At 67.8% G+C, this 24,199-nt stretch carries 25 protein-coding genes; 12 read left to right on the top strand and 13 right to left on the bottom strand.

Annotated elements, in window-relative coordinates; translation table 11 throughout:
- The first annotated feature begins 7 nt into the window (after positions 1 to 7).
- The 5 genes from ACO06I_RS09415 (at position 8) to ACO06I_RS09395 (ending at position 3,826) form a co-directional block, all read left to right on the top strand.
- Positions 8 to 364, top strand: coding sequence for a type II toxin-antitoxin system RelE/ParE family toxin (locus ACO06I_RS09415; protein WP_421932316.1), 357 nt, complete (start codon positions 8 to 10; stop codon positions 362 to 364).
- Complete coding sequence (locus ACO06I_RS09410) at positions 342 to 665, top strand: helix-turn-helix domain-containing protein (RefSeq protein ID WP_421932315.1); 324 nt, start codon at positions 342 to 344, stop codon at positions 663 to 665. Before ACO06I_RS09415 ends, ACO06I_RS09410 begins: the two co-directional genes overlap by 23 nt.
- A gap of 199 nt (positions 666 to 864) precedes the next feature.
- Positions 865 to 1,155 (top strand): DUF1778 domain-containing protein, encoded by a 291-nt coding sequence (locus ACO06I_RS09405; RefSeq protein WP_421932314.1) that lies wholly within the window; start codon positions 865 to 867, stop codon positions 1,153 to 1,155.
- Positions 1,156 to 1,496: 341 nt separating this feature from the next.
- Positions 1,497 to 3,350, top strand: a complete 1,854-nt coding sequence (locus ACO06I_RS09400) for a phosphoenolpyruvate carboxykinase (GTP) (protein ID WP_421932313.1) — start codon at positions 1,497 to 1,499, stop codon at positions 3,348 to 3,350.
- Between the two features lie 5 nt (positions 3,351 to 3,355).
- Positions 3,356 to 3,826 (top strand): XdhC family protein, encoded by a 471-nt coding sequence (locus ACO06I_RS09395; protein WP_421932312.1) that lies wholly within the window; start codon positions 3,356 to 3,358, stop codon positions 3,824 to 3,826.
- A gap of 27 nt (positions 3,827 to 3,853) precedes the next feature.
- On the opposite strand, the gene ACO06I_RS09390 is transcribed toward ACO06I_RS09395, so the two are convergent.
- From ACO06I_RS09390 to ACO06I_RS09375, 4 genes are all read right to left on the bottom strand, one after another.
- Entirely contained in the window at positions 3,854 to 5,140 is a 1,287-nt protein-coding gene (locus tag ACO06I_RS09390; protein WP_421932311.1) for an O-acetylhomoserine aminocarboxypropyltransferase, read from the bottom strand.
- A 39-nt stretch (positions 5,141 to 5,179) separates the two neighbouring features.
- Positions 5,180 to 5,758: a gluconokinase gene (locus tag ACO06I_RS09385; protein WP_421932310.1), complete on the bottom strand. Its 579-nt coding sequence runs from the start codon at positions 5,756 to 5,758 to the stop codon at positions 5,180 to 5,182.
- Positions 5,759 to 5,916: 158 nt separating this feature from the next.
- Positions 5,917 to 7,203, bottom strand: coding sequence for a type II toxin-antitoxin system HipA family toxin (locus tag ACO06I_RS09380; RefSeq protein ID WP_421932309.1), 1,287 nt, complete (start codon positions 7,201 to 7,203; stop codon positions 5,917 to 5,919).
- The gene (locus ACO06I_RS09375) at positions 7,200 to 7,532 is read right to left on the bottom strand and encodes a hypothetical protein (protein WP_421932308.1); all 333 of its coding nucleotides are present in this window, start codon (positions 7,530 to 7,532) and stop codon (positions 7,200 to 7,202) included. The genes ACO06I_RS09380 and ACO06I_RS09375 overlap by 4 nt, the downstream gene beginning before the upstream one ends.
- 555 nt (positions 7,533 to 8,087) lie before the next feature.
- Between ACO06I_RS09375 and ACO06I_RS09370 the strand changes: the two genes are divergently transcribed.
- The 3 genes from ACO06I_RS09370 (at position 8,088) to ACO06I_RS09360 (ending at position 9,820) form a co-directional block, all read left to right on the top strand.
- On the top strand, positions 8,088 to 8,648 hold the full coding sequence (locus ACO06I_RS09370; RefSeq protein ID WP_421932307.1) for a DUF305 domain-containing protein: 561 nt from the start codon (positions 8,088 to 8,090) through the stop codon (positions 8,646 to 8,648).
- Positions 8,649 to 8,770: 122 nt separating this feature from the next.
- Positions 8,771 to 9,226 (top strand): BA14K family protein, encoded by a 456-nt coding sequence (locus ACO06I_RS09365; RefSeq protein WP_421932306.1) that lies wholly within the window; start codon positions 8,771 to 8,773, stop codon positions 9,224 to 9,226.
- A gap of 30 nt (positions 9,227 to 9,256) precedes the next feature.
- The gene (locus tag ACO06I_RS09360) at positions 9,257 to 9,820 is read left to right on the top strand and encodes a nitroreductase family protein (RefSeq protein ID WP_421932305.1); all 564 of its coding nucleotides are present in this window, start codon (positions 9,257 to 9,259) and stop codon (positions 9,818 to 9,820) included.
- Between the two features lie 60 nt (positions 9,821 to 9,880).
- Here ACO06I_RS09360 and ACO06I_RS09355 read toward each other — a convergent pair whose 3' ends face one another.
- The 3 genes from ACO06I_RS09355 to ACO06I_RS09345 all read right to left on the bottom strand — a co-directional run bounded on the left by ACO06I_RS09355 (position 9,881) and on the right by ACO06I_RS09345 (position 13,364).
- Positions 9,881 to 10,435 (bottom strand): hypothetical protein, encoded by a 555-nt coding sequence (locus tag ACO06I_RS09355; protein ID WP_421932304.1) that lies wholly within the window; start codon positions 10,433 to 10,435, stop codon positions 9,881 to 9,883.
- A 120-nt stretch (positions 10,436 to 10,555) separates the two neighbouring features.
- Entirely contained in the window at positions 10,556 to 12,955 is a 2,400-nt protein-coding gene (gene lon, locus ACO06I_RS09350) for an endopeptidase La (protein ID WP_421932303.1), read from the bottom strand.
- Between the two features lie 4 nt (positions 12,956 to 12,959).
- Positions 12,960 to 13,364, bottom strand: a complete 405-nt coding sequence (locus ACO06I_RS09345; RefSeq protein ID WP_421932302.1) for an Hsp20/alpha crystallin family protein — start codon at positions 13,362 to 13,364, stop codon at positions 12,960 to 12,962.
- 253 nt (positions 13,365 to 13,617) lie between these two features.
- Between ACO06I_RS09345 and ACO06I_RS09340 the strand changes: the two genes are divergently transcribed.
- The gene (locus ACO06I_RS09340; protein WP_421932301.1) at positions 13,618 to 14,919 is read left to right on the top strand and encodes an alpha/beta hydrolase family protein; all 1,302 of its coding nucleotides are present in this window, start codon (positions 13,618 to 13,620) and stop codon (positions 14,917 to 14,919) included.
- Between the two features lie 39 nt (positions 14,920 to 14,958).
- On the top strand, positions 14,959 to 15,900 hold the full coding sequence (locus ACO06I_RS09335; RefSeq protein WP_421932300.1) for an ornithine cyclodeaminase family protein: 942 nt from the start codon (positions 14,959 to 14,961) through the stop codon (positions 15,898 to 15,900).
- A 14-nt stretch (positions 15,901 to 15,914) separates the two neighbouring features.
- On the opposite strand, the gene ACO06I_RS09330 is transcribed toward ACO06I_RS09335, so the two are convergent.
- The 6 genes from ACO06I_RS09330 to ACO06I_RS09305 all read right to left on the bottom strand — a co-directional run bounded on the left by ACO06I_RS09330 (position 15,915) and on the right by ACO06I_RS09305 (position 20,325).
- Positions 15,915 to 17,030: a hypothetical protein gene (locus ACO06I_RS09330; RefSeq protein ID WP_421932299.1), complete on the bottom strand. Its 1,116-nt coding sequence runs from the start codon at positions 17,028 to 17,030 to the stop codon at positions 15,915 to 15,917.
- 11 nt (positions 17,031 to 17,041) lie between these two features.
- On the bottom strand, positions 17,042 to 17,707 hold the full coding sequence (locus tag ACO06I_RS09325; protein WP_421932298.1) for a hypothetical protein: 666 nt from the start codon (positions 17,705 to 17,707) through the stop codon (positions 17,042 to 17,044).
- Positions 17,683 to 18,234 carry a hypothetical protein gene (locus ACO06I_RS09320; protein ID WP_421932297.1) on the bottom strand — a complete coding sequence of 184 codons (552 nt, stop codon included), beginning with the start codon at positions 18,232 to 18,234 and terminating at the stop codon, positions 17,683 to 17,685. Before ACO06I_RS09320 ends, ACO06I_RS09325 begins: the two co-directional genes overlap by 25 nt.
- Positions 18,235 to 18,505: 271 nt before the next feature.
- A complete protein-coding gene (locus ACO06I_RS09315) occupies positions 18,506 to 19,048 on the bottom strand; it encodes a DUF4199 domain-containing protein (protein WP_421932296.1) in 543 nt (180 codons plus the stop codon).
- A gap of 112 nt (positions 19,049 to 19,160) precedes the next feature.
- A complete protein-coding gene (locus ACO06I_RS09310) occupies positions 19,161 to 19,574 on the bottom strand; it encodes a response regulator transcription factor (RefSeq protein WP_421932295.1) in 414 nt (137 codons plus the stop codon).
- A 7-nt stretch (positions 19,575 to 19,581) separates the two neighbouring features.
- Entirely contained in the window at positions 19,582 to 20,325 is a 744-nt protein-coding gene (locus ACO06I_RS09305; protein ID WP_421932294.1) for a LuxR C-terminal-related transcriptional regulator, read from the bottom strand.
- A gap of 106 nt (positions 20,326 to 20,431) precedes the next feature.
- Between ACO06I_RS09305 and ACO06I_RS09300 the strand changes: the two genes are divergently transcribed.
- Together ACO06I_RS09300 and ACO06I_RS09295 are read left to right on the top strand one after the other, a co-directional pair.
- Complete coding sequence (locus ACO06I_RS09300; protein ID WP_421932293.1) at positions 20,432 to 21,634, top strand: acyl-CoA dehydrogenase family protein; 1,203 nt, start codon at positions 20,432 to 20,434, stop codon at positions 21,632 to 21,634.
- 124 nt (positions 21,635 to 21,758) lie between these two features.
- Entirely contained in the window at positions 21,759 to 24,194 is a 2,436-nt protein-coding gene (locus tag ACO06I_RS09295) for a TonB-dependent receptor (protein ID WP_421932292.1), read from the top strand.
- Positions 24,195 to 24,199: the final 5 nt, after the last annotated feature.

Genomic DNA, 24,199 nt, shown 5'->3' with positions numbered 1-24,199 from the left:
GCGAGTCTTGAAGACGGCATGGTTTGCGAAGGCGGCCAGAAAGGCCCTGATCAAGGACGACGAGCTTTGCGCAGCGGTGCGGGCGGCGATGGCGGGCCAGGCCGATGATCTGGGCGGCGGGGTGTTCAAGAAGCGCCTCGACAAGAACCGAAGCCGTAGCATCATCCTGACCAAAGGCCGAAGGTACTGGGTCTATGCCTATCTGTTCGCGAAGAAGGATCGGGCCAACATAGACGATGACGAATTGAAGGCCTTCCGCAAGCTAGCCGACCTCTACGCCGAAAAGACCGACGCTGAGATCGACAAGGAGCTTCAGGCCAAGGTGATTGTGGAGATCTGTCATGACGACCAAGCCCAAATATAAGAGCGATGCCTTTGAGGCGATCCACAGCAGCGTTGCCGGGATGTTTCGAGCCGGCACGATCGACAAGGCTACGATGCGCGACTTCGACGCCACGTGCCTCACCGTGCCGCCGATGATCGAGCCCGCCCAGATCAAGCTGCTGCGCGAAAGCAACCACGTCAGCCAGCCCGTCTTCGCCCGCTATCTCAATACCAGCGAGAGCACTGTGGAGAAGTGGGAGGCCGGTTCTAAGAAGCCGAGCGGCGCGGCGCTCAAGCTGCTGGCGATCGTCCAGAAGCATGGCCTGCAGATCCTCGCCTAGGGGAGGCCGAACCGCAGCAAACTAGGCGGGGGTTCACGCGTCACCCCCAAAGCCTTCCTAGCCGCTGGCGGGGAGAGAAGTGCTTGGATTGGCTCACCACGGGATGCTTCGTTCGGACGCCAGCCTGCGCTGGCGAGAAACGTCGTCGTCTGCAATGGCTGGCAAATTCCCGTCCACAAAGGGCGGAAGGAGGCTCGTGATGGCCATTGCCTCAAGCAATCGGACCTCTCGCATCGGGGTGAGAATTGCGTCCGAGGTGCTGGCCGCGGTCAAACGCGCCGCTGAGATTCAGGGGCGGAGCATAAGTGACTTCGTGGCCGCCGCCGCTCAGGACGCGGCCGAGCGCACAATCACCGAAACCCAGATCATTCGGCTCTCCCTGGAAGATCAGCAGCGAGTCGCAGACCTGCTGCTCAATCGGCCCGCGCCATCGCCGGCGCTCACCCGGGCCTTCGAAGCCCATCGCCAGCTGATCAGCGAAGAAAAATGAGCCGGTGGGTTGTCGAGCTCATGGCCGGGCATGAACCCACGACGCGCCGCGTCCCATCCGCAGTGCGGAGGCCCCTATAGACACCGGTGTCACTTCGCGGCGGGCTCTTAGAGTGCAGCGGAGATTTGAAGGTCCACGCTGTCTTTGAATGTCTATTTTATCATATTATATAGGACGTTTTGCGCCGCCTATTGCGGCTGACCCTGCGTAACATACGGCTTAACAACAGATTTCGGCGCCGGGTTTGCTTTGCAGGCCTCGCCATTTAGGATTTGGTTCATTAGGGATCGGCCCCACATTGGGGCGCGTCAGCGCCTGGGGCCGGCTGGGGAGTTTCTGCTTTGACCGCCACCACGACTATTCCGGGGCTTTTCCCCGCACCGACCAAACACGCCAAGCTCATCGAATGGGTCGCCCAGACCGCGGCCCTGACCCAGCCTGACCGGGTTCACTGGTGCGACGGCTCCGACGCCGAGTGGGACGCGCTCACCGCCGAGCTGGTGGCCGGCGGCACCCTGAAGCCCCTCAATCCCGCCATCCGGCCCAACTCCTTTTTCGCCGCGTCGGACCCCCGTGACGTCGCCCGGGTCGAGAGCCGCACCTTCATCTGCTCTGAGCTGGAAATCGACGCCGGCCCCACCAACAACTGGCTCGACCCCACCGAGATGCGGGCCGACCTGCAGGACCTGTTCAAGGGCTGCATGAAGGGCCGCACCATGTATGTGGTGCCCTTCAGCATGGGCCCGCTGGGCTCGAAGATCAGCCAGCTGGGGGTGGAGATCACCGACAGCGCCTATGTGGCCATCTCCATGCGCGTCATGACCCGCATGGGCGCCGGCGCTCTGAAGGAGATCGGCGACGACGGCTTCTTCGTGCCGGCCCTGCATTCGGTCGGCATGCCGCTGGCCGAGGGCCAGGCCGACGTGCCGTGGCCCTGCAACGAGATCAAGTACATCGTCCACTTCCCCGAGAGCCGGGAGATCTGGTCCTACGGCTCTGGCTATGGCGGCAACGCCTTGCTGGGCAAGAAATGCTTCGCCCTGCGCATCGCTTCGGTCATGGCCCGCGACGAGGGCTGGTTCGCCGAGCACATGCTGATCCTCAAGCTGACCTCGCCGCAAGGGCAGGTCCGCTACGTGGCCGCCGCCTTCCCCAGCGCCTGCGGCAAGACCAACATGGCCATGCTGCAGCCCACCCTGCCGGGCTGGAAGGCCGAGACCATCGGCGACGACATCTGCTGGATGCGCTTCGGCGACGACGGCCAGCTCTACGCCATCAATCCGGAGGCGGGCTTCTTCGGCGTGGCGCCGGGCACCGGCATGGTGACCAACAAGAACGCCATCGACTCCCTGCACTCCAACAGCGTCTTCACCAATGTGGCGCTCACCGCCGACGGCGACGTCTGGTGGGAAGGCCTCACCGAGACCCCGCCCGAGGGGCTCACCGACTGGAAGGGCCAGCCCTGGTCCCCCGACAGCGGCCAACCCGCCGCCCACCCCAACGCCCGCTTCACCGTGCCCGCCTCGCAGTGCCCGGTGATCGCCCCGGAATGGGAAGACCCCAAGGGCGTGCCGATCTCGGCCATCCTGTTCGGCGGCCGCCGCGCCAGCGCCGTGCCCCTGGTGACCGAGGCCTTCGACTGGGCCCACGGCGTCTTCATGGCCTCCAATGTCGCCTCGGAAGGCACCGCGGCGGCGGAGAACAAGATCGGCGAGCTGCGCCGCGACCCCTTCGCCATGCTGCCGTTCTGCGGCTACAACATGGGCGACTATTTCAGTCACTGGCTGAAGATGGGCGAGCAGGCCGACGCCTCGAAGCTGCCGCGCATCTATTTCGTCAACTGGTTCCGCAAGGACGAGAACGGCAAGTTCGTCTGGCCGGGCTATGGCGAGAACAGCCGTGTCCTGAAATGGATCGTCGAGCGCCTGGAGGGTGAGGCCGACGCCGCCGACACCGCCATCGGCCGCGTTCCCACCGTGGACAGCCTGGACCTCGGCGGGCTCACCCTCACCGACGCCCAGCTCGAGCTGCTGCTCACCGTCGATCCGGCGGTCTGGCAGGAGGAGGCCGCCCTGATCCCGGCGGCCTATGAGAAGTTCGGCGACCGCATGCCCAAGGAGCTGTGGGCCCAGTACGAGGCCCTGGTCAGCCGCCTGGCCCAGGCCGCCCGGCCGGCCATGATGGTGGCCGAGTAGGAGCTATGGCCGAAGTCCTGGCGCCCCGACGCCCGCGCCTGGCGATCTTCGGCGCGGGCCCGGCGGGCCAGGCCTTCGCCCGCCAGTTCGCCCTGCTGCCCTTCGAGGTGGAGGCCTACGACACCCGGCCCGACAAGCCCGCCGTCATCCTCAGCGAGGACGAGATGGTGGAGCTGGCCGGTTGCCTGGAGGAGGGCGACTACGCCCTGATCGCCAGCGCCAGCCACGGGCTGGACGGCCGGATCGCCCAGGCCATCCTCACCGCCGGCCGCTTCCGCTACTGCGGTATGATCGGCTCGCGCAAGAAGCGCGACGAGATCCTGGCGAGCCTCGCCGAGGCCGGCCTGCCCGCCGACCAGATCGCCCGCCTGCAATGCCCCATCGGCATTCCCGAACTGCACGGCCGCGCCCCGGAGGTGATCGCCGTCTCCGTGGCGGCCCAGGTGCTGCAGGTGCTGCAGGACGACGAAGACTAAACCCCGCCGTCCCGCCGCGAGCCGGCCTCAGAGCCCCGCCAGGGCCTGGTCCAGGTCGGCGATGATGTCGTCGATGTGCTCGAGGCCCACCGACAGCCGCACCACGTCGGGGCCGGCGCCCGCGACGATCTGGTCGGCCTCCTCCAGTTGCCGGTGCGTGGTGGAGGAGGGGTGGATGATCAGGCTGCGGGTGTCGCCGATATTGGCCAGGTGGGAGAACAGCTTCACCGAACTCACCAGCTTCACGCCGGCGGCGTAGCCGTCCTTCAGGCCGAAGGTGAACACCGCCCCGGCGCCCTTGGGCGCATAGCGCTGGGCCAGGGCATGGTAGCGGTCGCCCGGCAGGCCGGCATAGGAGACCCAGGCCACCTTCGGGTGGGCCTGCAGCCATTGCGCCACGGCCAGGGCGTTCTGGCAGTGCCGCTCCATCCGCAGCGGCAAGGTCTCGATCCCGGTCAGGATCATGAAGGCGTTGAAGGGGGAGATCGCCGGGCCCAGGTCGCGCAGGCCGAGCGCGCGGCAGGCGACGATGAAGGCGGCGGGGCCGAAGGCCTCGGTGAAGATCTTGCCGTGATAGCTGGGGTTGGGGGTCGAGAGGTAGGGGTACTTGCCGCCAGCCGTCCAGTCGAAGCGGCCGCTGTCGACGATCATGCCGCCGATCGAATTGCCGTGCCCGCCCAGGAACTTGGTCAAGGAATGGACGACGATGTCGGCGCCGTGGGCGAAGGGCTGGCACAGGTAGGGAGAGGCCAGGGTGTTGTCCACCACCAGGGGCACGCCCGCGGCATGGGCGGCCTCGGCGATGGACGCGATGTCGGAGACCACGCCGCCGGGGTTGGCGATGGACTCGATGAAGACCGCGCGGGTCTTGTCGTTGATGGCCTTGGCGTAGTCGGCGGCGTCGTCGGTATCGATGAAGGTGACGCCCCAGCCCATCTTCTTGAAGCTCTGGGAGAGCTGGTTGATGGATCCGCCATAGAGCTTGCGGGAGGCCACGATGTTGCAGCCGGGCTCCATCAGCGTGTGGAACACCAGGAACTGGGCGGCGTGGCCGCTGGCGACCGCCAGACCGGCGATCCCGCCCTCCAGCGCGCTGACGCGGGCCTCCAGCACGCTTTGGGTGGGGTTGCCGAGCCGGGTGTAGATATTGCCGCCGGCCTCCAGGTTGAACAGGGCCGCGGCGTGGTCGCTGTCGTCGAAGACGTAGGAGGCGGTCTGATAGATGGGCGTGATGCGGGCCTTGGTGGTGGGATCGGGCGTGGCCCCAGCGTGGATGGCAAGCGTCTCGGGGCGCTGGGCGGCGGGTTCACTCATCGGGGTCTCGATTCCTGGGCAAGCAACGAAGCCACTTCCTTAGAGCGGCCCGGGGCGGCGGTCACCCAATCCGGTGGCGGCGCCCGTTCCCAGGGCCGCGATCACCCGATTGGTCTGGGCTTCGGTGGACAGGCCGATCTCGACCGGAATGACGCCCTCGTCGGGGCCCGGCGGCTCGAGGGTCGCCAACTGGCTCGTCAGCAGGTCCGGGCCCGCGAAGTGCCCGGTGCGGTCGGCCAGACGCTGAGCCAGGACCTGCGGATCGCCGGTCAGCCAGACGAACCGCAGTCCTGGCCGGCCGGCCCGCAAGCCCTCCCGGTAGGCGCGCTTCAGGGCTGAGCAGGCGATAATCGCAGGCTCTCCCTCGGCCCGCCGCGCATCGAGCCAGGCGTCGACGGCCGCTAGCCAGGGCGCCCGGTCGGCGTCGGTAAGCGGCTCGCCCCGGGCCATGCGGGCGACGTTGACGGCCGGGTGCAGGTCGTCTCCGTCCTGACAGGCCCAGCCCAGGCGCGCGGCCAGGGCCCGCATCAGGGTCGACTTGCCGGCGCCAGCCACGCCCATGATGACCAGCTGCGGGATCTCGGCGGCGGGGCGGGGCGTCGGCATCGCAATCAGCATGCCGTTTCGCTCTGCTCCACGCAAAGGCGGCCGACGATTTGGTTGCGCGCCTGGGCGGCGAGGTGCTGAGCCTAAACAGGGCGAGAGGGTGACGCGCATAGGTCCGACAAGGCGGGAGTCGGTGGCAAAGCCCAGCATTTGTCTTTGCGCCTTTGGCCCTATGCCGCGGCGCGCCGCGCGGCAGCCCGCTCTCGATGCTCGAAGGCCTCAGCGAAACTCTCCAGGTCGTGCGCCGTCATGCCCAGCGCCTTCCCCTCCTCGCGCCATGCCGCCACGCCGCGCTCGACGTCCGCCAAGATCGTCTTCGCCTGCGCGATAGATAGGCGGAAGTAGGGGACAACGGACATGAGCGCCTCAATCGTCGCCTCCGGCCCGGTCTCCTCAGAGACCCAGGTCTTCAGCTCCCGCACTCGCTCGGGAAATGGGTTGAGGTCGAAGGCCGGCGCCAGGCGCCACAGGCCCCGCTGCACGTGCAGAAAGCCGTGGTTCATCAGGTGATCATCGACATTGGTGATTAGGATCGAAAAGGCGATCCGCCGCCACAGTTCCTCAATGTCGGCAGGGGGGGCCGAACCGTGCTGGCGAAGCGTATCGGCCAATTCGGTGTAGGCGTGCTCGCCTGGATCTCCAGGTTCGACGCCAAGCATCGTGGCGGCCGACACGTACATCAAGCGGCCGCCGCCGGGCGGACGGTCGAAGCGCCGGATCAGGGCGATCGGCGTGCCGTCGCTCTCAATCAGCCGGGCGTCAGCCACGTCGATCCCGCAGCGACGGGCCAGGCGCATCGCTAGGACCTCGCCTCGGGTCACCGGTCGATCGTCTGTGACGCTGGGGAACTTGCCGATGGCCAGCTGGCCGTCGTCGTCGATGACGGTGCACTTGGGGCGTAGGCCACCAAGCGAGGTGCCTCGCCCGCGGAGATAGGCTAGGTCAGCGACCGTTTCGGTATTGGTCTCGAACGCCCTTGTCGCCGCGAGAAGGTGGCCAAGTTCGATCAGCGGTGGGGTGGTGCGGTGGCCATCCTCGGATGCGCGCTGGAAGCGCCCTGCCTCGTCCCGAAATCGCAGTGCGCCGACGCGGCTGATGTCATCGACGGCGAGCAGATAGTCGAGCGCGTTGAGGGGGTGCTGCGCCATCGCCTCGCCGGTGCGCTTGGCTTCCTGGCGTCGCTTGGCATGATCGCGCTGGATGACGCGTCGACCCCAGCCATCTGGTTCTGTGTCGGCGATTGCGGCATGAAAGATCGACCCGTCCCGGGTCTGGCGGTGAAACTGCGGTCCGCTGACGAGGGCCAACGTGGGCTCGATTGCAAACCGGTCGGGCGCGGCGAGCCAGGACGCATGGTATTCGAAGGCGGCGCTCTCGCGCGCGCCCTGCTGATCGTAGTGCAAGGTCGCGAGCGGTCGCGCTTCGTCGCCGAGGTGGACTGCGATCGTCCGCTTCACAGTGGCCTCGGCGACTTCGGTGTCCGCACCCGCTGTGGCATACGTTCAACGTCGAGGAGGAGCCCTTGGTCGTCGCGACGGGCGTCGAGGATTTCACCAAGGAGATCAGGAAAGCCCAGGACGAAAAAGGCCATGGCGTATGTCCCCATCGCCACAGTCGGGTCGCCTTTCTCAAGCTTGAGATAGGTGCTTTTTGCGACGCCCAGTCGCTCGGCCATCATCATGGTCGTCAGGCTGCGCTTTTTGCGGGCCAGCGCGATGTCATCGCCTAGCTTGGCAAGCCCGCGCTTGACGCGCGGGGGCAGTATGTCAGTGATCGTCGATCTCATATTGAAGTCTCATATAAACGTTCATAAGCCGCTTATGGGCAATTATATAAGACCTTAACTCCGATCGAGTCGAGTCACGAGCCGCTCGACTCCTCATCGCGCATTCCCTGATCGCACGGCCAGAACCGGGATCTCGGGGGGCGTTGGCATTGCGGCCAGGCGGCGTTCCTGAAGCCCTTCTTCTCGAGGAATAATTGGGGTCCGCCCCAGGAGAGCGACGGACGGAAGAAGCGAGCAAGCTTCAAGGAAGGGCAGATCATCAGCGCTCTTCCGTCCGATGGGGAGTTGGAGGCCATCCTGGCAGGTCGAGCTCAGGCGCGCGGCCAGCGCCTCCATGAAGATGATTTGCCGGCGCCGGCCACCCGCATGATGCGCGGGATCTGGCGAGGGCGCCGATAGCGATATGGGGTCAGGCGCCGTCTCCGGTCCCGCGCGCCTAGGCAGACTTTGGAGGGGCCGCTCGCCCTGGTCTGAAGCGCCCGCGGCCCCTGCATCAGAATGGCGCTCGGTGCGTTTGGGACCACGAAAGTGCCAACTGTCCAATCGGAGGGCGCCATGAGCTATGGCCGGTTCGCCGCGATGATCGCCACGTCCACCGTCGTGATGTTCGGACTCATGTATCTGAACACCTACGCACTCTCGCATGTGCGGTTCAGCGAGACGCGGCTCTACATGGCCCTGCTCATGGGGGCGGCCATGGCCATCGTCATGCTGCTGTTCATGCAGGCGATGTACGACAATAGACGCGCCAACCTCGCCATCCTGGCTGCGAGCCTGGCCGTGTTCGCGGGCTCGCTTTGGCTGGTCAGGAGCCAGGAGACCGTCGGCGATGTCGCCTATATGAAGGCCATGATCCCCCATCACTCGATCGCGATCATGACCAGCGAACGGGCGCATATCAAAGATCCCGAGGTGCGCAGGTTGGCTGACGGGATCATCGACGCCCAGGTTCGGGAGATCGTGCAAATGGAGCGGCTAATCGCCCGCCTTGAGGCCCGGCCCACGCCTCCCGACGCGCCGGACCTGCCATCCTACCTGGACCGGCGCGCGCCGCCGCCGCCGCCGCCGCAGACTGACCAGAGCCCCGGTATCAATACGCTCAAGTCGATCCGCTGATCCGGTCGGTCGGGAACTCGGCTCCTGACCCGCAAAGCGGCCCCTCACTTGATCCCGGTCAAGGTGCCCGCCCCCCAGGAGACCAAGCTCAGCCATCGCCGCACGGGTGATGGAGATTCAAGATGCGAAAGCTGTCCGCCCTCACCGCCGGGTGCCTCGCCGCCCTGATGCTGGCCCAGACAGCGGTCGCCCAGCCGAGGCCCTATGGCGACGCCTGGCGGGCGCCGCCCCGTGACGCCGGCCATCGCCGCGATGGCTATCAAGGAGACCGCTACTATTACAACGGCCGTTGGGTCGACGAGCAGGAGTGGCGCCGCCATGACCGTGAGCGCGACCGCTGGGCCCAGGACTATCAGCGCCGCCGCGGTCATCGCGACGACGACGAAAGCGCCGCCCTCATCGCCGGCATCCTGGGGTTCGCACTCGGGGCCGCCATCGTCGGATCCGCCGACCAGGCCAATCACGCCCAGACCGCCGACCGCAGCTGGGATTCCTACTGCGCCCGCAGGTACCGCAGCTACGACCCCCGCAGCCGCACCTACCTGGGCTATGACGGCCTGCGGCACTACTGCCAGTAGCTGGCCTCGGCCTGACGAGGAAGACCGCCGATGGACATGCTTGAGGGAATCCGCGGTCGTCGGGCCGTGCGCGACTACCGCGATGAGCCCGTGTCCCGCGACCTGATCGGCGCCCTGGTCGACAGCGCCATCTGGGCGCCGAGCGGCATGAACCGCCAGCCGTGGCGCTTCCTGGTCATCGAGGGCCGTGAGGCCCTGGCGCGCTGCTCATCGGCGGCCAAGCGCCTGATGCTTGAGGAGGCGACACGCCGACCGGAGCTGGCCGCGGTGCGCGGCATGCTCGAACAGCCCGACTTCAACATCTTCTACAACGCCCCGGCCCTGGTGGTGATCTGCGCCACCGAGCCGGACGAGATGGCGGTCAAGGACTGCTGCCTCGCGGCCCAGACCCTGATGCTGGCGGCCCACGCACAGGGGCTGGGCTCCTGCTGGATCGGCTTTGCGGAGATCTGGCTCAACAGCCCCGAGGCCAAGGCCTGGCTGGGCATGGCCGACGGCCTGAGGCCGGTGGCGCCGATCATTCTCGGTCGACCCGCCGCGGCCGTCGCGGCGCCGGACCGGCGCCCCGCGGACATCGAGTTCGTCACCCTCTAGGGCAGGTCGGGCGAAAGCGGTTCCGCCGCCCGACCTGCGCCTTGAATCCAGTCCCGGTGTCTAGGGGGCCGCCGCCGCGCCGCGGGTGGCTCCGGTGAGGGTGTTGACGATCTTGGCGGCGCCCGGGGCGGCGGAGTCGCCGATCACCCACCCCGTCGGGCAGGCGCCCAGGCGCTGGTAGTGTCGGACCTGCTCGAAGTTCGGTCCCTTCTTGTCCTGGCGGGTGACGGCCATGTCGACCTTGAAGTCCTTCTCGCGGTCGCCCTCGACTGAGGACCCGACGCGGTAGAGCTGGTCGTCGATGCGGCAGCGGACCGAATAGGTGTCGCCCGTCTCGACCGCTTCGCCCACCCGGACGCAGGGCTGGCCGTTCACTTCCGGGGCGGGACGCGCGAAGGCGGCCTGGACGCTCTGGTCCGCGCAGATCCGCAACGAACTCACGGCCTTGCCGCCGTCCACCACCTCGATGAGCCACAGGCTGGTCGGATCGACAGGCGCCGCGGCAGGAATCGCGGGCTTGGCGGTCGCGGCGGGCTCGGTCTTGCGCTCGCAGGCCGCTGTGGTCGCGGCCAGGCCGCAGATGGCCAAGAACGAGATGATGGGGGCTTTTTGCATGGGAGATCTCCTGCGTCTGGCCAGACTGTGCGCCTCGCGCGGACGCCGACATTGAGCGCGATCAACTCGCCACGACCGCGCCGGGAACGAAGGGTGGCGACCGCCCGAAACCTGGACGGGTCAGGCCGCGCGCGCCGACCCTGGAGCCTTGGCTGCGGGCGGCGGGTCGAGGGCGGCGGCCACGGCGTCGCCGACCTTCTCCAGCCAGACAAATTCCAGCTGCTCGCGGGCTTCCTGCGGGATCTCCTCGTAGTCCCCTCGGTTGCGGGCCGGCAGCATCACGCGCTTGACCCCGGCCGCGGCGGCGGCGACCACCTTCTCCTTGATGCCCCCGACCGGCAGGACCAGACCGCGCAGGCTGATCTCCCCGGTCATGGCGGTGTCGCTGCGCACGGTGCGGCCGGTGAGCAGGGAGGTCAGGGCGATGAACATCGCGACGCCGGCGCTGGGCCCGTCCTTCGGCGTCGCGCCGGCCGGGACGTGGACGTGGATGTCGTTCTTCTTGAACAGGCCTGCGTCCACGCCCAGGGCGGCGGCCTCGGTCTTCACCAGGCTCAGCGCGGCTTGAGCGCTCTCCTTCATCACTTCCCCCAGTTGGCCGGTGAGGATCAGCCGCCCGGCGCCCGGCATCAGGGCCGCCTCGATGAACAGGATCTCGCCCCCCACCGCCGTCCAGGCCAGGCCGGTGGCGACGCCCGGGACGCTGGTGCGCATCGCCACCTCGTTCTCGAACCTTGGCTGACCCAGGATGTCAGTGAGATCGGCCGGCGTGATGCGGACGTGCTCGGCCGAGCCTTCGGCGATCCGGACGGCGACATGGCGCAGGGCGCGGCCGATCTCGCGCTCCAGGCTGCGGACCCCGGCTTCGCGGGTGTAGTCGACGATGATCCGCGCCAGGGCCGCCTCGTCGAACTCCGCCTGGTCGGGCTTCAGGCCGTTGGCCTCCAGTTGCCGGCGCACCAGGTAGCGGGTGGCGATCTGCAGCTTCTCGCCGGCCGTGTAGCCGGGCAGGGAGATGATCTCCATCCGGTCGCGCAGAGGGCCGGGAATGGTGTCGAGCATGTTGGCGGTGGCGATGAACACCACCCGGCTCAGGTCGAAGGGCACGCCGAGATAGTTGTCGCGGAAGCTGCCGTTCTGTTCGGGGTCCAGCACCTCGAGCATGGCGGCGGACGGATCGCCATGGACGCCGGCGCCCATCTTGTCGATCTCGTCCAGCATCATCACCGCGTCACGGGCGCCGGTCTTGCGGATGGCCTGGATGATGTTGCCGGGCAGGGCGCCGACATAGGTGCGGCGGTGACCGCGGATTTCCGCCTCGTCGTGCAGGCCGCCCAGGCTGATGCGGGCGAACTTGCGGCCCATGGCGCGCGCGATCGATTGGCCCAGGGAGGTCTTGCCGACCCCTGGCGGGCCCACGAAGCACAGGATCGGCGCCTTGCCCTCGGGCGCCAGTTTGCGCACGGCCAGGAATTCGAGAATGCGGGTCTTGATCTTCTCCAGACCGAAGTGATCCTCGTCCAGGACGCGACGGGCCTCGGCGATGTCGATCGGCATGGGGGACGGCGGGGCCCAGGGCAGCTCCAGCAGCCAGTCCAGATAGCTGCGGATCATGCCGTACTCCGACGACGCCTCGGGCGTTCGTTGCAGGCGGCGCAGCTCCTTGCGGGCCTGGGCGGCCACCTCCTCGGGCATCTCGGCCTTGTCTATGGCCGCCTCAAGCTCGGCGATCTCCTGGCCGCCACCCTCACCCTCGCCCAGCTCGCGCTGAATGGCCGCCATCTGCTCGCGCAGCACCGCCTCGCGCTGGCGCTGGCCGAAGGCGGCCTGGGTCTGGCGGCCGATCTCCGCCGAGAGTCGCAGCACCTGGAGCCGTTGAGCCAGCAGGGCAGAGGCCTTGTCGAGCCGCGCCACCAGGTCGGTGGTCTCCAGGAGCGTCTGCTTCTCCTCCGGCTTGGCGTCCAGATAGGCGCCGACCATATCGGCCAGGGCGCCGGGCGCGGAAATGGCCTGGATCGTCTGGCGCAACTCCTCCGGGATGTGAGGCAACAGCTCCAGGGCCTCCAGGGCCTGTTGCTTGACGTTCAGGAAGCGGGCCTCCACCTCGGGGCCGCTGTCGGCGGGCTCCGCCAGATGCAGGCCTCGGGCCACCAGATAGGGCCAGCCGTCGAGGATTTCGGTGATCCGGAACCGCTGGACGCCTTGGCAGATCAGATGGTGCTCGCCCTCGGCGCCGGTCACGTAGCGCAGGATATTGGCCACCACCCCGACGTCGTGCAGTTCGGCGCGCCCCGGCTCGAGGTTCTCTGGATCGCGTTGCAGGACGATCACCACCTGGCGCTGCTCGCGCACCGCCTGCTGGGCGGCCGCGACCGAGCGGGGCCGGCCGATGGTGATGGGGGTCACGACCTCCGGGAACAGCACCATGTTGCGGACCGGAATGACCGCGAAGCTGTCGGCGGGCGGGGCGCCGGGGCCAGCGGAGGCGGGCGCGGGGGCGGGGGTGGCGTCGTCGGTCATGACCTCACAGGGCCTTTCGCAGATTGACGATGAGGCAGCCGTTCCACATCTGGCGCGTCACCGCGCCATAGCGCCCGGCGGGCAGGGGCACGCGCCGTTCAAACCGGCCCTGCGGAAGCTCCATGCGATGGATGACGGCGTTGTGCAGGGCGGCCGGGACCGCCCGTTCGCCGGAGAGCAGAAGGCAGGCCCCGTCGATGGCGGCCTCGATCTGGTCCATGGCGACCCCGGGCAGGGCGGCGATCACGAAGACCTCTGTCTCCGTCTCCAGGACATCGACGGGGGGCTCCCAACTGGCCTTTCGGGGCTGGGGGATGGCGGGCTGGAAGAAATGCCGATGCGCCCGCTCGGCGCGGGCCAGCATGCCGAGGGCGTCGGCCCACATCCAGTCGGAGGGATTTCTGCTCATCGCCGATCAACCTCATCCAAGGCCGCAGGGACCGATCCCGCGCCCAATCATCCATGAACGCCCGATGCGGGGAGAAGGGCATGATCCTGATCAAGGGCTGAACGTGTCGTCGCGCCGCCGAGCCGGGGGCTGTCCCGATTCCCGAGGCTGTCCTGGCGACCGCCACCCCGGCCTTCGCATAAAGTCGACATTCCAAGGCTATGCACCGGGCGGCGCTGCTCAACCGGTCGGCGGCAATCTCAGAGGAAATCGCATGCTCAGGTTCGGCCTCGCCCTGGCCCTTGGCCTCTTCGCCACCGTCGCCGTCGCCGAAGTCCCTCCGAGCCGTCCGGGGATCGACGCGCCGGAACTGGCCCGGCTGGGCCCCCATGGCGTGGGCGTGCGATCCCTCGTCCTCGTCCAGCCCGGCCAGGCCGATGTCCTGGCCTATGACGCCGCTAAGGGCGCCGCGCCTCTCAAGGACCGGAGCCTGCCGGTGGACATCTGGTATCCCGCCACGGTCGCGGCGGGCGCCAAGCCCGTCACCTATGCCGACACCCTGCCGGCCGAGCCGCCGAAGCCCCCCGCGGCCTTCACCGTGGCGGGGATAGCGGTGCGCGACGCGCCGCCGCTCAAGGGGGCCTTCCCCCTGGTGATCCTCTCCCACGGCTATAGCGGCACGCCGGCCGCCATGACCTGGCTGGCGGAGAACCTGGCCTCCAAGGGCTATGTGGTGGCCGGCATCCACCACCGCGATCCCGACATCAGCGACGGCAAGGGCTTCCCCGAGCCCTTCCTGCGCCGGCCGCTGGACATCGCCTTCGTGGCCCATGAGCTGCAGGCCCAGGCCGGCAAGGGCGCCCTGCTGGGGGCCGACGTCAGCCGCGTCGCGCTGATGGGCTATTCCATGGGCGGCTACGGGGTCCTCACGGTGGCCGGCGCGAGCCTGGACCCGGCCGGCGGGGCGGCGGCGGTTCCGGGGGGCTTGATGAAGCCCTATGCCCGCGGCGGCGCCCGCGCGGGCGAGCTGGCGATTCCCGGCCTCAAGGCGGTGGTGGCCATCGCCCCGGCGGGCGTACGGTTCAAGACCTGGGGGCCCGAAGGCCTGGCCGGCGTCACCGCGCCCCTGCTGATCATCGCCGGCGACCAGGACCGCACGGTGGGCTTCCCCGACGGGATCAAGCCGGTCTTCGACCAGGCGGTCCATGCCGACCGCTACATGCTGGTGTTCGAGAACGCCGGCCATGGCATTGGAATGAGCAGCGCCCCGGCCGAGATGCGCGACACCCTGTGGGACTTCCACTGGTTCGAGGACCCGGCCTGGCGCAAGGACAAGATCATGGCCGTCAGCCAGCACATGATCACCGCCTTCCTCGACCTCCAGGTGAAGGGCGAGGCCAGCCGCGCCGCCTACCTCACGACGGACGTGGTGGTCGGCAACGACTCCAGGTGGCCGTCCCCGCCGCCGGCGAGCTACGGCGCCTTCAGTCCGGGCGGCGCCGGCCTCACCTGGAAGGGCTTTCCCCGCAACGGCGCCCAGGGCCTGGAGCTGCACCACCGGCCGCCGGCGCCCTGAAGGCTTGGCCCCGGCGCCGCCGCGCCCCTACTGTGGGCCATGCGAGTCATCGGTCAGGACGAGGTGCGGGAACGGCTGACCTATGAGGTGGCCATTCCCATCGTGCGGGCGGCGATGATCGCGCTGTCGGCCGGGGAGACCCGCCAGCACCTGCGCTCCATCATCCCCCTGGCCGAGGGCCGGCTGTTCGGCATCATGCCCGGCGCCCTGGGGGAGCGGGGGGCCTTCGGCGCCAAGCTGATCAGCATCTTCCCGGAGAACTTCGCCAAGGGCGCCCCGTCCCACCAGGGGGTGGTGGTGCTGTTCGATCCCGACAGCGGCGCGCCGATCTGCATCGCCCATGCCGGCGAGATCACCGCCATCCGCACCGCCGCGGCCAGCGCCGTGGCCACCGACGCCCTGGCCCGACCCGAGGCTGCCCGCCTGGCGATCCTCGGCTATGGGGAGCAGGCCGAGACCCACCTGCGCGCCCTGCGGCATGTGCGCCCCATCGATCAGGTGACCGTCTGGGGGCGGTCGCCCGAGCGGGCGGCGGCCTTCGCCGCGCGCATGGCCGCCGAGACCGGTCTGCCGGTCGTGGCCTGCGCCGATGTCGAGAGCGCGGTGGCGGAGGCCGACGTCATCTGCACGGTCAGCGGATCGGAGGAGCCGATCCTGAAGGGCGCCTGGGTGCGGCCCGGCGCCCACCTGAACCTCGTCGGCTCCAGCCGCCCCGGCCCCGTGGAGGTGGACGAGGACCTGGTGGCCGCCTGCCGCTTCATCGCCGACAGCCGCGAGGGGGTGCTGGCCCAGGGGGCGGAGTTCCTCAGGGCCAAGGCCTCGGGCCGGATCGGCGACGACCATGTGGTGGGCGAGATCGGGCAGGTGCTGTCGGGAGCCCTTCCCGGCCGCCAGTTCCCCGAGCAGGTCACCGCCTACAAGTCGCTCGGCCACATCGTCCAGGACCTGGCCAGCGTCCAGGCGCTGTACAAAATCACCTGAAAGGCCGTGCGAGTTTAACGCTTTAGTGTCTGCAGCAAGGCCGCCGCCTCGTCGACCCAGTGGTCAGTAGTCGTAACCACACCCCGGGCTGACTCGACATAGGCGTTTGCGGAACTCAGGCGATCGAGCGGCTTTCCTCTACGCCTTGCCTGCGCTGACAGTTGGAGATCGGCCATCGCGACGGCTTTGCGCACCTCGATGGACCCTGGATACTCGTTGAGCGCAGCAGCCGCGTCTTTCGTGACATCTGCGCCCGATCTAGCGAGCGACATGAGCCTTAGCACCGTGGCGTCCAGGCGAATCTGTGAAGGCGAACTCGGAGCAGATTGAACGGTCTTGAAGCGCTCAGCAGCCCTGCCGTAATCGGCCCGATAATAGTAGATTAGCCCTTCCGTGAAGTCCGTCACGTCGATCTGGTCAGCTGTGAGTTCCGGTAGGAATACATATCCGCTACGCTCGTCGGCGGTTCGCACGTGCGACCACTTTGAATTCGGGTGATCGATGGCGTGATAGTTTGGACCAAGAGGTGTCGCGCCTGGGCAGACTTCGGACATCGTGGGGCACAGCGGCAAGTCCCCCGCATGTCCGTAGCGGTCGACAATCTCCTGTCTAAGGACGAAGGGCGCAAAGGCGAAGACTTGTTCCGGTAGGCCTAGAGTAACGACCCGCTTTCCGTATCCAATGCTCCAGATTTCTGGGCGTTTGGCGCGGGCGCCGGCATAGTCTGGGGCCAATAGCTTGGACCGGACGACGACGCCGCCGTCATAGGTGCTTGCGCGGCCCCACAGGATCATCTGACCATCCATTTGCCGGACCGCCGCGTCCGCTGTCTCGACTTGAAGGTCGCTCAGTTGCGGTCCGCCAAATATGGAACCTTGGCCGAAATTCAGCTTCCTTGGATTTGGCGTGGGCGCCGTGCGGAGTGAGCGCCACAGCTTAAGGTGAAGAACGCCCGCGACGCTGCTGCCCAGCCTATCCTCCCCTTCGAAGTCAGGGGTCAGGACCCTCACCTCATTAGGCTTGGCGGGCGACACCGGGACTGCCGCAGTCTGGGCTGGGCTGGTTGGCGCCGGCATGTCCTGGGCCTGAGAGCGTGCCCAGGCTGGCGGAGCCGCCAGCATCAGCGTCAACAATAGGCCGCCTATTTTGGGCATTTCGACAACATTCCTGCAATCGCATCCCGCACCGGACTTAGGCCTGAGGTCGCCACATCAAGACGGCGTCCGATGACCTCCGCCTTCTTCAAGATCAGGCACTTTCCGCGCTCATCTCCGAACCGCGCGGCGTCCATGGCGATAGCGTAGTAGGTGACGTAACGAAGAGACTCGTCGCCATCGAGAGGGCTATTTGCGCCCACCTTCTGTCTTAGCAGGACGTAGTCCAGGGAGAGAGGACCGCGGAGATCACCAAGATAGATTTGGCTTGTTATGGTCGGGGAGGCGCTCGATGCTGGCAACTTGGGCGCGATGACCTGGAAGGCGTTGGTGGAGATCTGGGTCGACCGAAGCTTGGCCGCCGTCGGGAGCTCGGAGTCGTACTTGACGCTCCTCGGCAAGATGAAAACGCCAGCCGGCTGCTGTCTCAGACCGTCGATCTTGTCCAGATCGTTGAGCGTGAAAGCCACATCATTGAACCATGCCGAGATGATTTCCGTCTGGGCCGCGTTCGACGGCGTTGGAATCAGGAAGACGACCGTTGAGCGATGAACAGGCTGGGACATAGCCGCAAAGGGCGTCCCAATCCCGACCAGCGCCGCAAGGAGAAGGGCTGACACCAGCCAAGTTAGGCGGCGGGGATGCATGGACATTCCCCCTCAAAGTGACTGCTCTTTTCGCGATACCCGATGAGTTCGATGCGAACCTTGTAAGCGCACTGAACATCCTTGTGCATCGGCGGGATTCCGGAAGGAACGTTGTCTAGAGTCGCTGTTAGATGGACCCGCGTTGTCTTTCCGCCCGTCAGAATTGCATCGGTTTCGAGGGGCGTCAGAGCCCGCTCCTGGGGAGGACCTGTGCCTGTCCAGGTCTGCGTGATCTTTCCACCCGTGACGATCGCTTCCTTGTTCCCCAGGTTCGTGAGCGCCGCCGTCACATTCTCGGCGGAGCAGGCGAGGAGGTGTCCCTTCACGTCCGAATACGGGAGCACAAGGGTGTCGTTTACAGCGGTCCACGCCAGGGCGAGTACGGAGATCACCGACACCAAGCCTCCGATGGTCACGCCGGAAATCATTTGGTCACGAGCGCTCTGAAAATGTCCGCATTCGACGCAGTACACGGCCTCGGCCGGCATGACCTTGGCGCAGTATCGGCACTTCTTGGTCGACGGCGGTTTCACCACGCGGGCCCCACATTAGTCGTCGCGCTAATGAATGTGCGCTTGGGTGTGGAGCTCTCTCCATTGTTGTGTGAACGCTCAACTCCCCGGAAGGTAGCGTAAACTGGGCGACGGCGTCGTCAATATCAAATCCACGCGCAGGTGGATTGGCAGCGGATATTCGCCCGAGAGGGCACCTCGGTGCAGTTGGCTCTGATTGGTGGCAGGCCCCGCCGATCTTGCTGAGCACCTCGGTCGTGCGGTGTCAGGAAGAGGCGCTCGGCGCTACCTCCTATGCGGCTGACACCGGCGGCCGCGCCGGCAGGAAGCCCGGCGCCCGCAGCAGGGCGGCGCTGACCAGAGCCACCAGCAGGCCCACGGGGAAGATCTCCACGAAGGTCATGGGCAGGCGGAACAGGGGGTTGGCGTACTGCGCCCGCAGGGTCTCCATCTCGGCGACCGCCTTGGCGTAGGCCGGGCCGGTGACGCCGGCGGCGCGCTTGGCCGCCAGGACCTGGGCGGCATAGGCGTCCATGAACTGGTAGTGGGTCGCCGCCAGATAGACCTCCCACACCGCCACATAGGCCAGGGAGGCCACGAGCGCGATGGCCAGACCCATCAGGAAGGCGGGCCCGAACCGGATCACCCCGCCCAGGGCCTGGTCGCGATGCTGCTTCACCCCCACCAGGATCGAGGACAGGGCCACCAGCATGATCAGGTAGCCCAGCCAGACATTGTCGTGGGGCGCGCCGCCGTTCAGCGCGATCGTGCCGATGATGCCGAAGATGATGATCAGGCCCGAGATCAGGCCATAGGTCAGGATGGTGCGGGTCATGCCGGGAACTCCTCTGCTGCGCGGCTTGGCCATGAGGATGCGGGCGGGGCGGGCGCCGGGCTATCGCCCAAAAGGGTGAGAACGACGAGGTCGGCCGTTCGGAGGACGGGTTTCATGGCAGCAGGCGCAGGTCGCGGGCCTTGCGCACCGCCTGGGTGCGGCGGCTGACTTCCAGCTTGGCGAACAGCCGCGCGGCGTGGGTCTTCACGGTGTTGGGGGAGACCCCCAGCGTGCGGGCGATCTCCTTGTTGGACTGCCCGGCGGCCAGCCGCTCCAGCACCCGAACTTCCTGGCGGGTGAGGCCGAGGGCCGCGATGGCGGCGGTGTTGGGTTCAAAGGCGCCGGTGGTCTGGCGCGCGTTGAGCCTCCATCCCACCCAGACCCCGCCGGCGGCGAAGGCCAGGCCGATCATCGCGATGTAGATCTTCAGCGGGAAGACCCGGGCGAGGAACTGGTATTCCATCCACTGCAGGGCGAAGGCGCCGGCGGCGAGAACCAGGGCCCAGAGCAGGATGGCGCGGGTCATGGCGACTCTAGGCGTTGGGCCGGGCCGGGTTGTGGCCGCCGCCCACATAGCCGAGCGCTGCGGCCTCCCGCACCGCCTGGGAGCGACCCACCACCCGCAGTTTCTGGGCGGCGTTCTTCAGGTGGAAGCGCACCGTAGGGGCGGAGATGCGCACCAGCTCGCCGATGTCGGCGTCGGTCTTCCCGGCCGCGGCCCACTTCAGGCACTGGATCTCGCGCCGGGTGAGGCGAGGGGCCCCGGCCTGGGGCGTGGCGCCGTGGGCGTCGTTATAGGCGGCGATGAACTTCAGCGCCGCGACGTGCAGGCGCGGGGCGTGGGCCTCGAACAGGGCTTTCACCGGAACCTCCGGGTCGGGGGTGGCCCAGACCACCGCCCCGATCAGGCCGCCGGGCAGGTAGGTCGGAGCGATGATGGCGCCGGCCACCCCGTGGTCGCGGGCCGAGCGGTCCACGGTGATGGCGTCGAGCTGGGGCACGGGCCGCCAGGTCGCGAACCGACCGTCGGTGAAATAGAAGGGCTCGGCCACGTAGCGGGCGGCCAGGACGAAGGGGGTGCGCAGGGCGAAGCCGCGGTCCTTCCAGTATTCCAGCTTGGGGTCGACCCAGCGGAACAGGGTCTCGGCATAGGGTTTGCCGTCGGAGCCCATCACCGGCTCGGGGCTGGAGAAGTCGGCGCTGACGGCGATGAAGGGCAGGCCAAGCTCGGCGCCCAGCCGGGCGACCTCGTGGGCGTAGCCGTCGATCTCGTTCATGTCGGCGCTCCCTCCCGGCCCCAGGCTATCACCGACGATAGCTTGTGCGCGTCCCCGGATTTCGCAAGCCTTGGGATGCGCCAAGGGGCGCCGGAGACCCGCGCCCATGAATCTCGACCTCAGCGCCGACGAACTCGCCTTCCAGGGCGAGGTTCGCGCCTTCCTGGCCGACTCCCTGACCCCGGAGCTGCGCCGGGCCGGCCGCCGGGCCACCAGCGTCTTCATGGACAAGACCTACAGCCTGGCCTGGCAGAGGGTTCTCCACGCCCGCGGCTGGGCCGCGCCGTCGTGGCCGGTGGCGTATGGCGGCCCCGGCTGGGGGGTGATGCAGAGGGCGATCTTCGCCGCCGAGTGCGCCCGGGCGGGCGCGCCGAGCCTGGCGCCCATGGGGCTGAAGATGGTGGGGCCGGTGATCATGGGTCACGGGACGCCCGAGCAGAAGGCCCACTACCTGCCGCGAATCCTTTCGGGCGAGGACTACTGGTGCCAGGGCTATTCCGAGCCCCAGGCGGGCTCCGACCTCGCGGCCCTGGCGCTGAGCGCCGTTCCCGACGGCGACGACTATCTGCTCAGCGGGACCAAGCTGTGGACCACCCACGCCCACTGGGCCAACCGCATGTTCTGCCTGGTCCGCACCAGGACCGACGGCAAGGCCCAGGCCGGCATCACCTTCCTGCTGCTGGACATGCAGAGCCCCGGGATCACGGTGCAGCCCATTGTCACCCTGGCCGGGGAGCACGAGGTCAACCAGGTCTTCTTCGATCAGGTCCGCGTCCCCCAGGCCAACCGCATCGGGGCCGAGAACGCCGGTTGGACGGTGGCCAAGTACCTGTTGGAGTTCGAGCGCGGCGGCGGTTCCGGGCCGGGGCTGAAGGTGGCCCTGGAGGCGGTGACCGCGCTGGCCCGGGCCGAGGCGGGCGATGGCGGCGGCGCGCTGATCGACGATCCGGCCTTCCGGTCCCGGCTGGCGCGGGCCGCCTGCGCCGTGGAGGCGGTGGAGATGACCGAGCACAGGGTGCTGGCCGCCCTGGCGGCGGGAAACAATCCGGGGCCGGCCTCGTCCATGCTGAAGACCCAGGGGACCGAGACCCTGCAGATGATCGACGAACTGGCGCTGGAGGGCGCCGGCGCCTACGCCGCCGTCGACCAGATCGAGGCCCGCGCCCCGGGCGCCAACCTTGGCTGGGTGGGGCCTGAGCATTCCCTGACCGTCACCGCCCGCTACCTCAACGACCGCGCCGCCTCGATCTATGGCGGCTCCAACGAGATCCAGCGCGACATCATGGCCCGGCTGGTCCTGGGGCTCTGAGCGCCCGACCCTAGGTGACCCTATCAGCTTCGATAGCTTGTGCGCCGTCCCGGTCCTCGCGACCCTGATCCGCATGATGGACCGCCCGACAGAAGGCGTCCGCGACCTCGGGAGGGACAAGGCGATGACCAAGATCCACACGCTGCGCGCCATGCTGGCCATGAGCGTTTCCACCGCCGCTCTGGCGGCCTACGCCCCGGCCATGGCCCAGACGGCGGCGCCGGCCGACGACAACACGGTGGAGACCCTGGTGGTCACCGCCCAGCGCCGGGAAGAGACCGCCAACACCATCGGCATGGCCATCCAGGCCTTCCGCGGCGAACAGATGCGCGAACTGCACGTCACCACGGTCAAGGACCTGGCGACAGTGGTCCCGAGCTTCAGCGTCTCGCAGAGCTACCAGGGGGTGCCGACCTATACCCTGCGCGGGATCGGCTTCAACACCATCAACCTCTCGGCCACCTCCACCGTCGGCACCTATGTCGACGAGGTGGCCTACGCCTATCCGATGATGAACACCGGGCCGATCATGGACCTGGAGCGGGTCGAGGTCCTCAAGGGGCCGCAGGGCACCCTCTATGGCCGCAACACCACCGCGGGCCTGATCGACTTCGTCACCAACAAGCCCACCGACAGCTTCGAGGCCGGCGTCACCGCCGAGGTGGGCAACTACAAGACCCATAACTTCGAGGGCTTCATCAGCGGGCCGCTGACCGAGGGCGTCCAGGCGCGCCTGGCCTTCCGCACCGACGACAGCGACGAGGGCTGGCAGCGCAGCAACACCCGCGGCGAGAAGTTGGGGGAGGTCCACCGCTACGGGATCCGCGCCTCGCTCGCCCTGCAGCCCACCGAGGCGCTGAGCATCGACGCCTCGCTCACGGCCTGGCGCAACAAGTCCGACACCGTGGCCGCGCAAGGCATTGGCTTCACCCCGGCGACGGCGGCCAGCCCCTTCAACGCCCCGGGCCTGACCAGCTACATCGCCACCCACATGCCCACGGACGCGACCCAGGCCGACTGGGCGCCCTACGCCCGGCGCGCCACCGACATCGGCACGGGCCTGGGGATCGGCGGGCCGCTGCGGGAGGACAACGAGTTCACCGGCGTGAAGCTGCGGGTCGGCTACGACATCGGCGAGCACATGCGCCTGGTGTCGCTGACCAACCACAACGAGCTGACCCGCGACGCCACCTTCGACTGGAGCGGCGCCCCCTATGAGATCCTGGTCCAGAAGGCCGCGGGCAAGATCCGCTCGATCGGCGAGGAGCTGCACCTGGAGGGCGAGACCGACCGGGTGAACTGGCTGGTGGGGGTCTATTACGGCAAGGACAAGATCCTCGACTCCAACCGCACCCTGCTGGGCGACAACGCCAATGTCGGGACGATCCGGTTCTATACCAACAGCCTGCTGCTGACCCCCTTCAACTCCGGCGGCTACACGGCGCTGCAGGCCAGCCAGGCCTTCCGCACCTATCGCGACCAGGGGGACATCCAGGCCACCACCGAGAGCGTGTTCGCCAACGCCGACTGGCGCCTGAACGACCAGTTCAAGCTGACCACCGGCCTGCGCTACACCCGCGACAAGCAGGACTTCGCCGGCTGCTCGCGCGACTTCAACGGCAACATGTTGCCCAACGTCAACATCACCAACCGCTTCCTGTTCTTCGCGGCCCACGGCCTGGTGGCGCCCATCAGCCAGGGGCAGTGCAACACCTTCAACCCCACCACCCACAGCTTCGGCCTGGTGACCTCCAAGCTGGACGAGGACAATGTCGCCTGGCGGGTGGCGCTGAACTGGACGCCCGATCCCAACCTGCTGGTCTATGGCTCGGTGTCCCAGGGCGCCAAGTCCGGGGCCACCCCGGTCAACGCCGCCAACATCTCCACCCAGGACGCCCCGGCGACCCAGGAGCTGCTGCTGGCCTATGAGGTGGGTCTGAAGGCCGCCCTGTTCGAGCACCGGGTCCAGGCCAACGCCTCGATCTTCTACTACGACTACGAGGACAAGCAGCTCAGCGTCTACTTCGCCGACCCGATCTATACGGCCCTGGCCCGCCTGGCCAACGTGCCCAAGTCCATGGCCTACGGCCTGGACGGCGACGTCACCTGGCGGATCAATTCCGACTTCACCGCCATCGCCTCGGGCACCTGGCTGCACACCGAGGTGCAGGACTATATCGGCATCAACTCCGCGGGCCAGACGGCGAGCTTCGACGGCAAGCCCTTCCTCTACAGCCCGAAGTTCCAGGGGAGCCTGACCCTGCTCTACAAGCACGACCTGAACGACAAGCTGGGGATCCAGGCGGCGGTCAACGGCCGCTACCAGTCCTCGTCCCACGCCGACCTGGAGGGCAACCCGCTGTTCGCCATCCCGAAATACGGCCTGCTGAACGCCAGCCTGGGGATCCATTCCAGCGACGACCGTTGGGAAGCCTCCATCTGGGGCCGCAACCTGACCGACGAATATTACTGGTCGGCGGTCAGCAGCAACGCCAACGTGGTGGTGCGCTTCCCCGGTCAGACCCGGACCTTCGGCGCCTCCTTCACCGTCAAGTACTAGGGACC

Origin of the sequence: Phenylobacterium sp., from assembly GCF_965229015.1 — a bacterium.
Lineage (GTDB): Bacteria > Pseudomonadota > Alphaproteobacteria > Caulobacterales > Caulobacteraceae > Phenylobacterium.
This window is presented reverse-complemented; position numbering and strand designations above follow the sequence as displayed.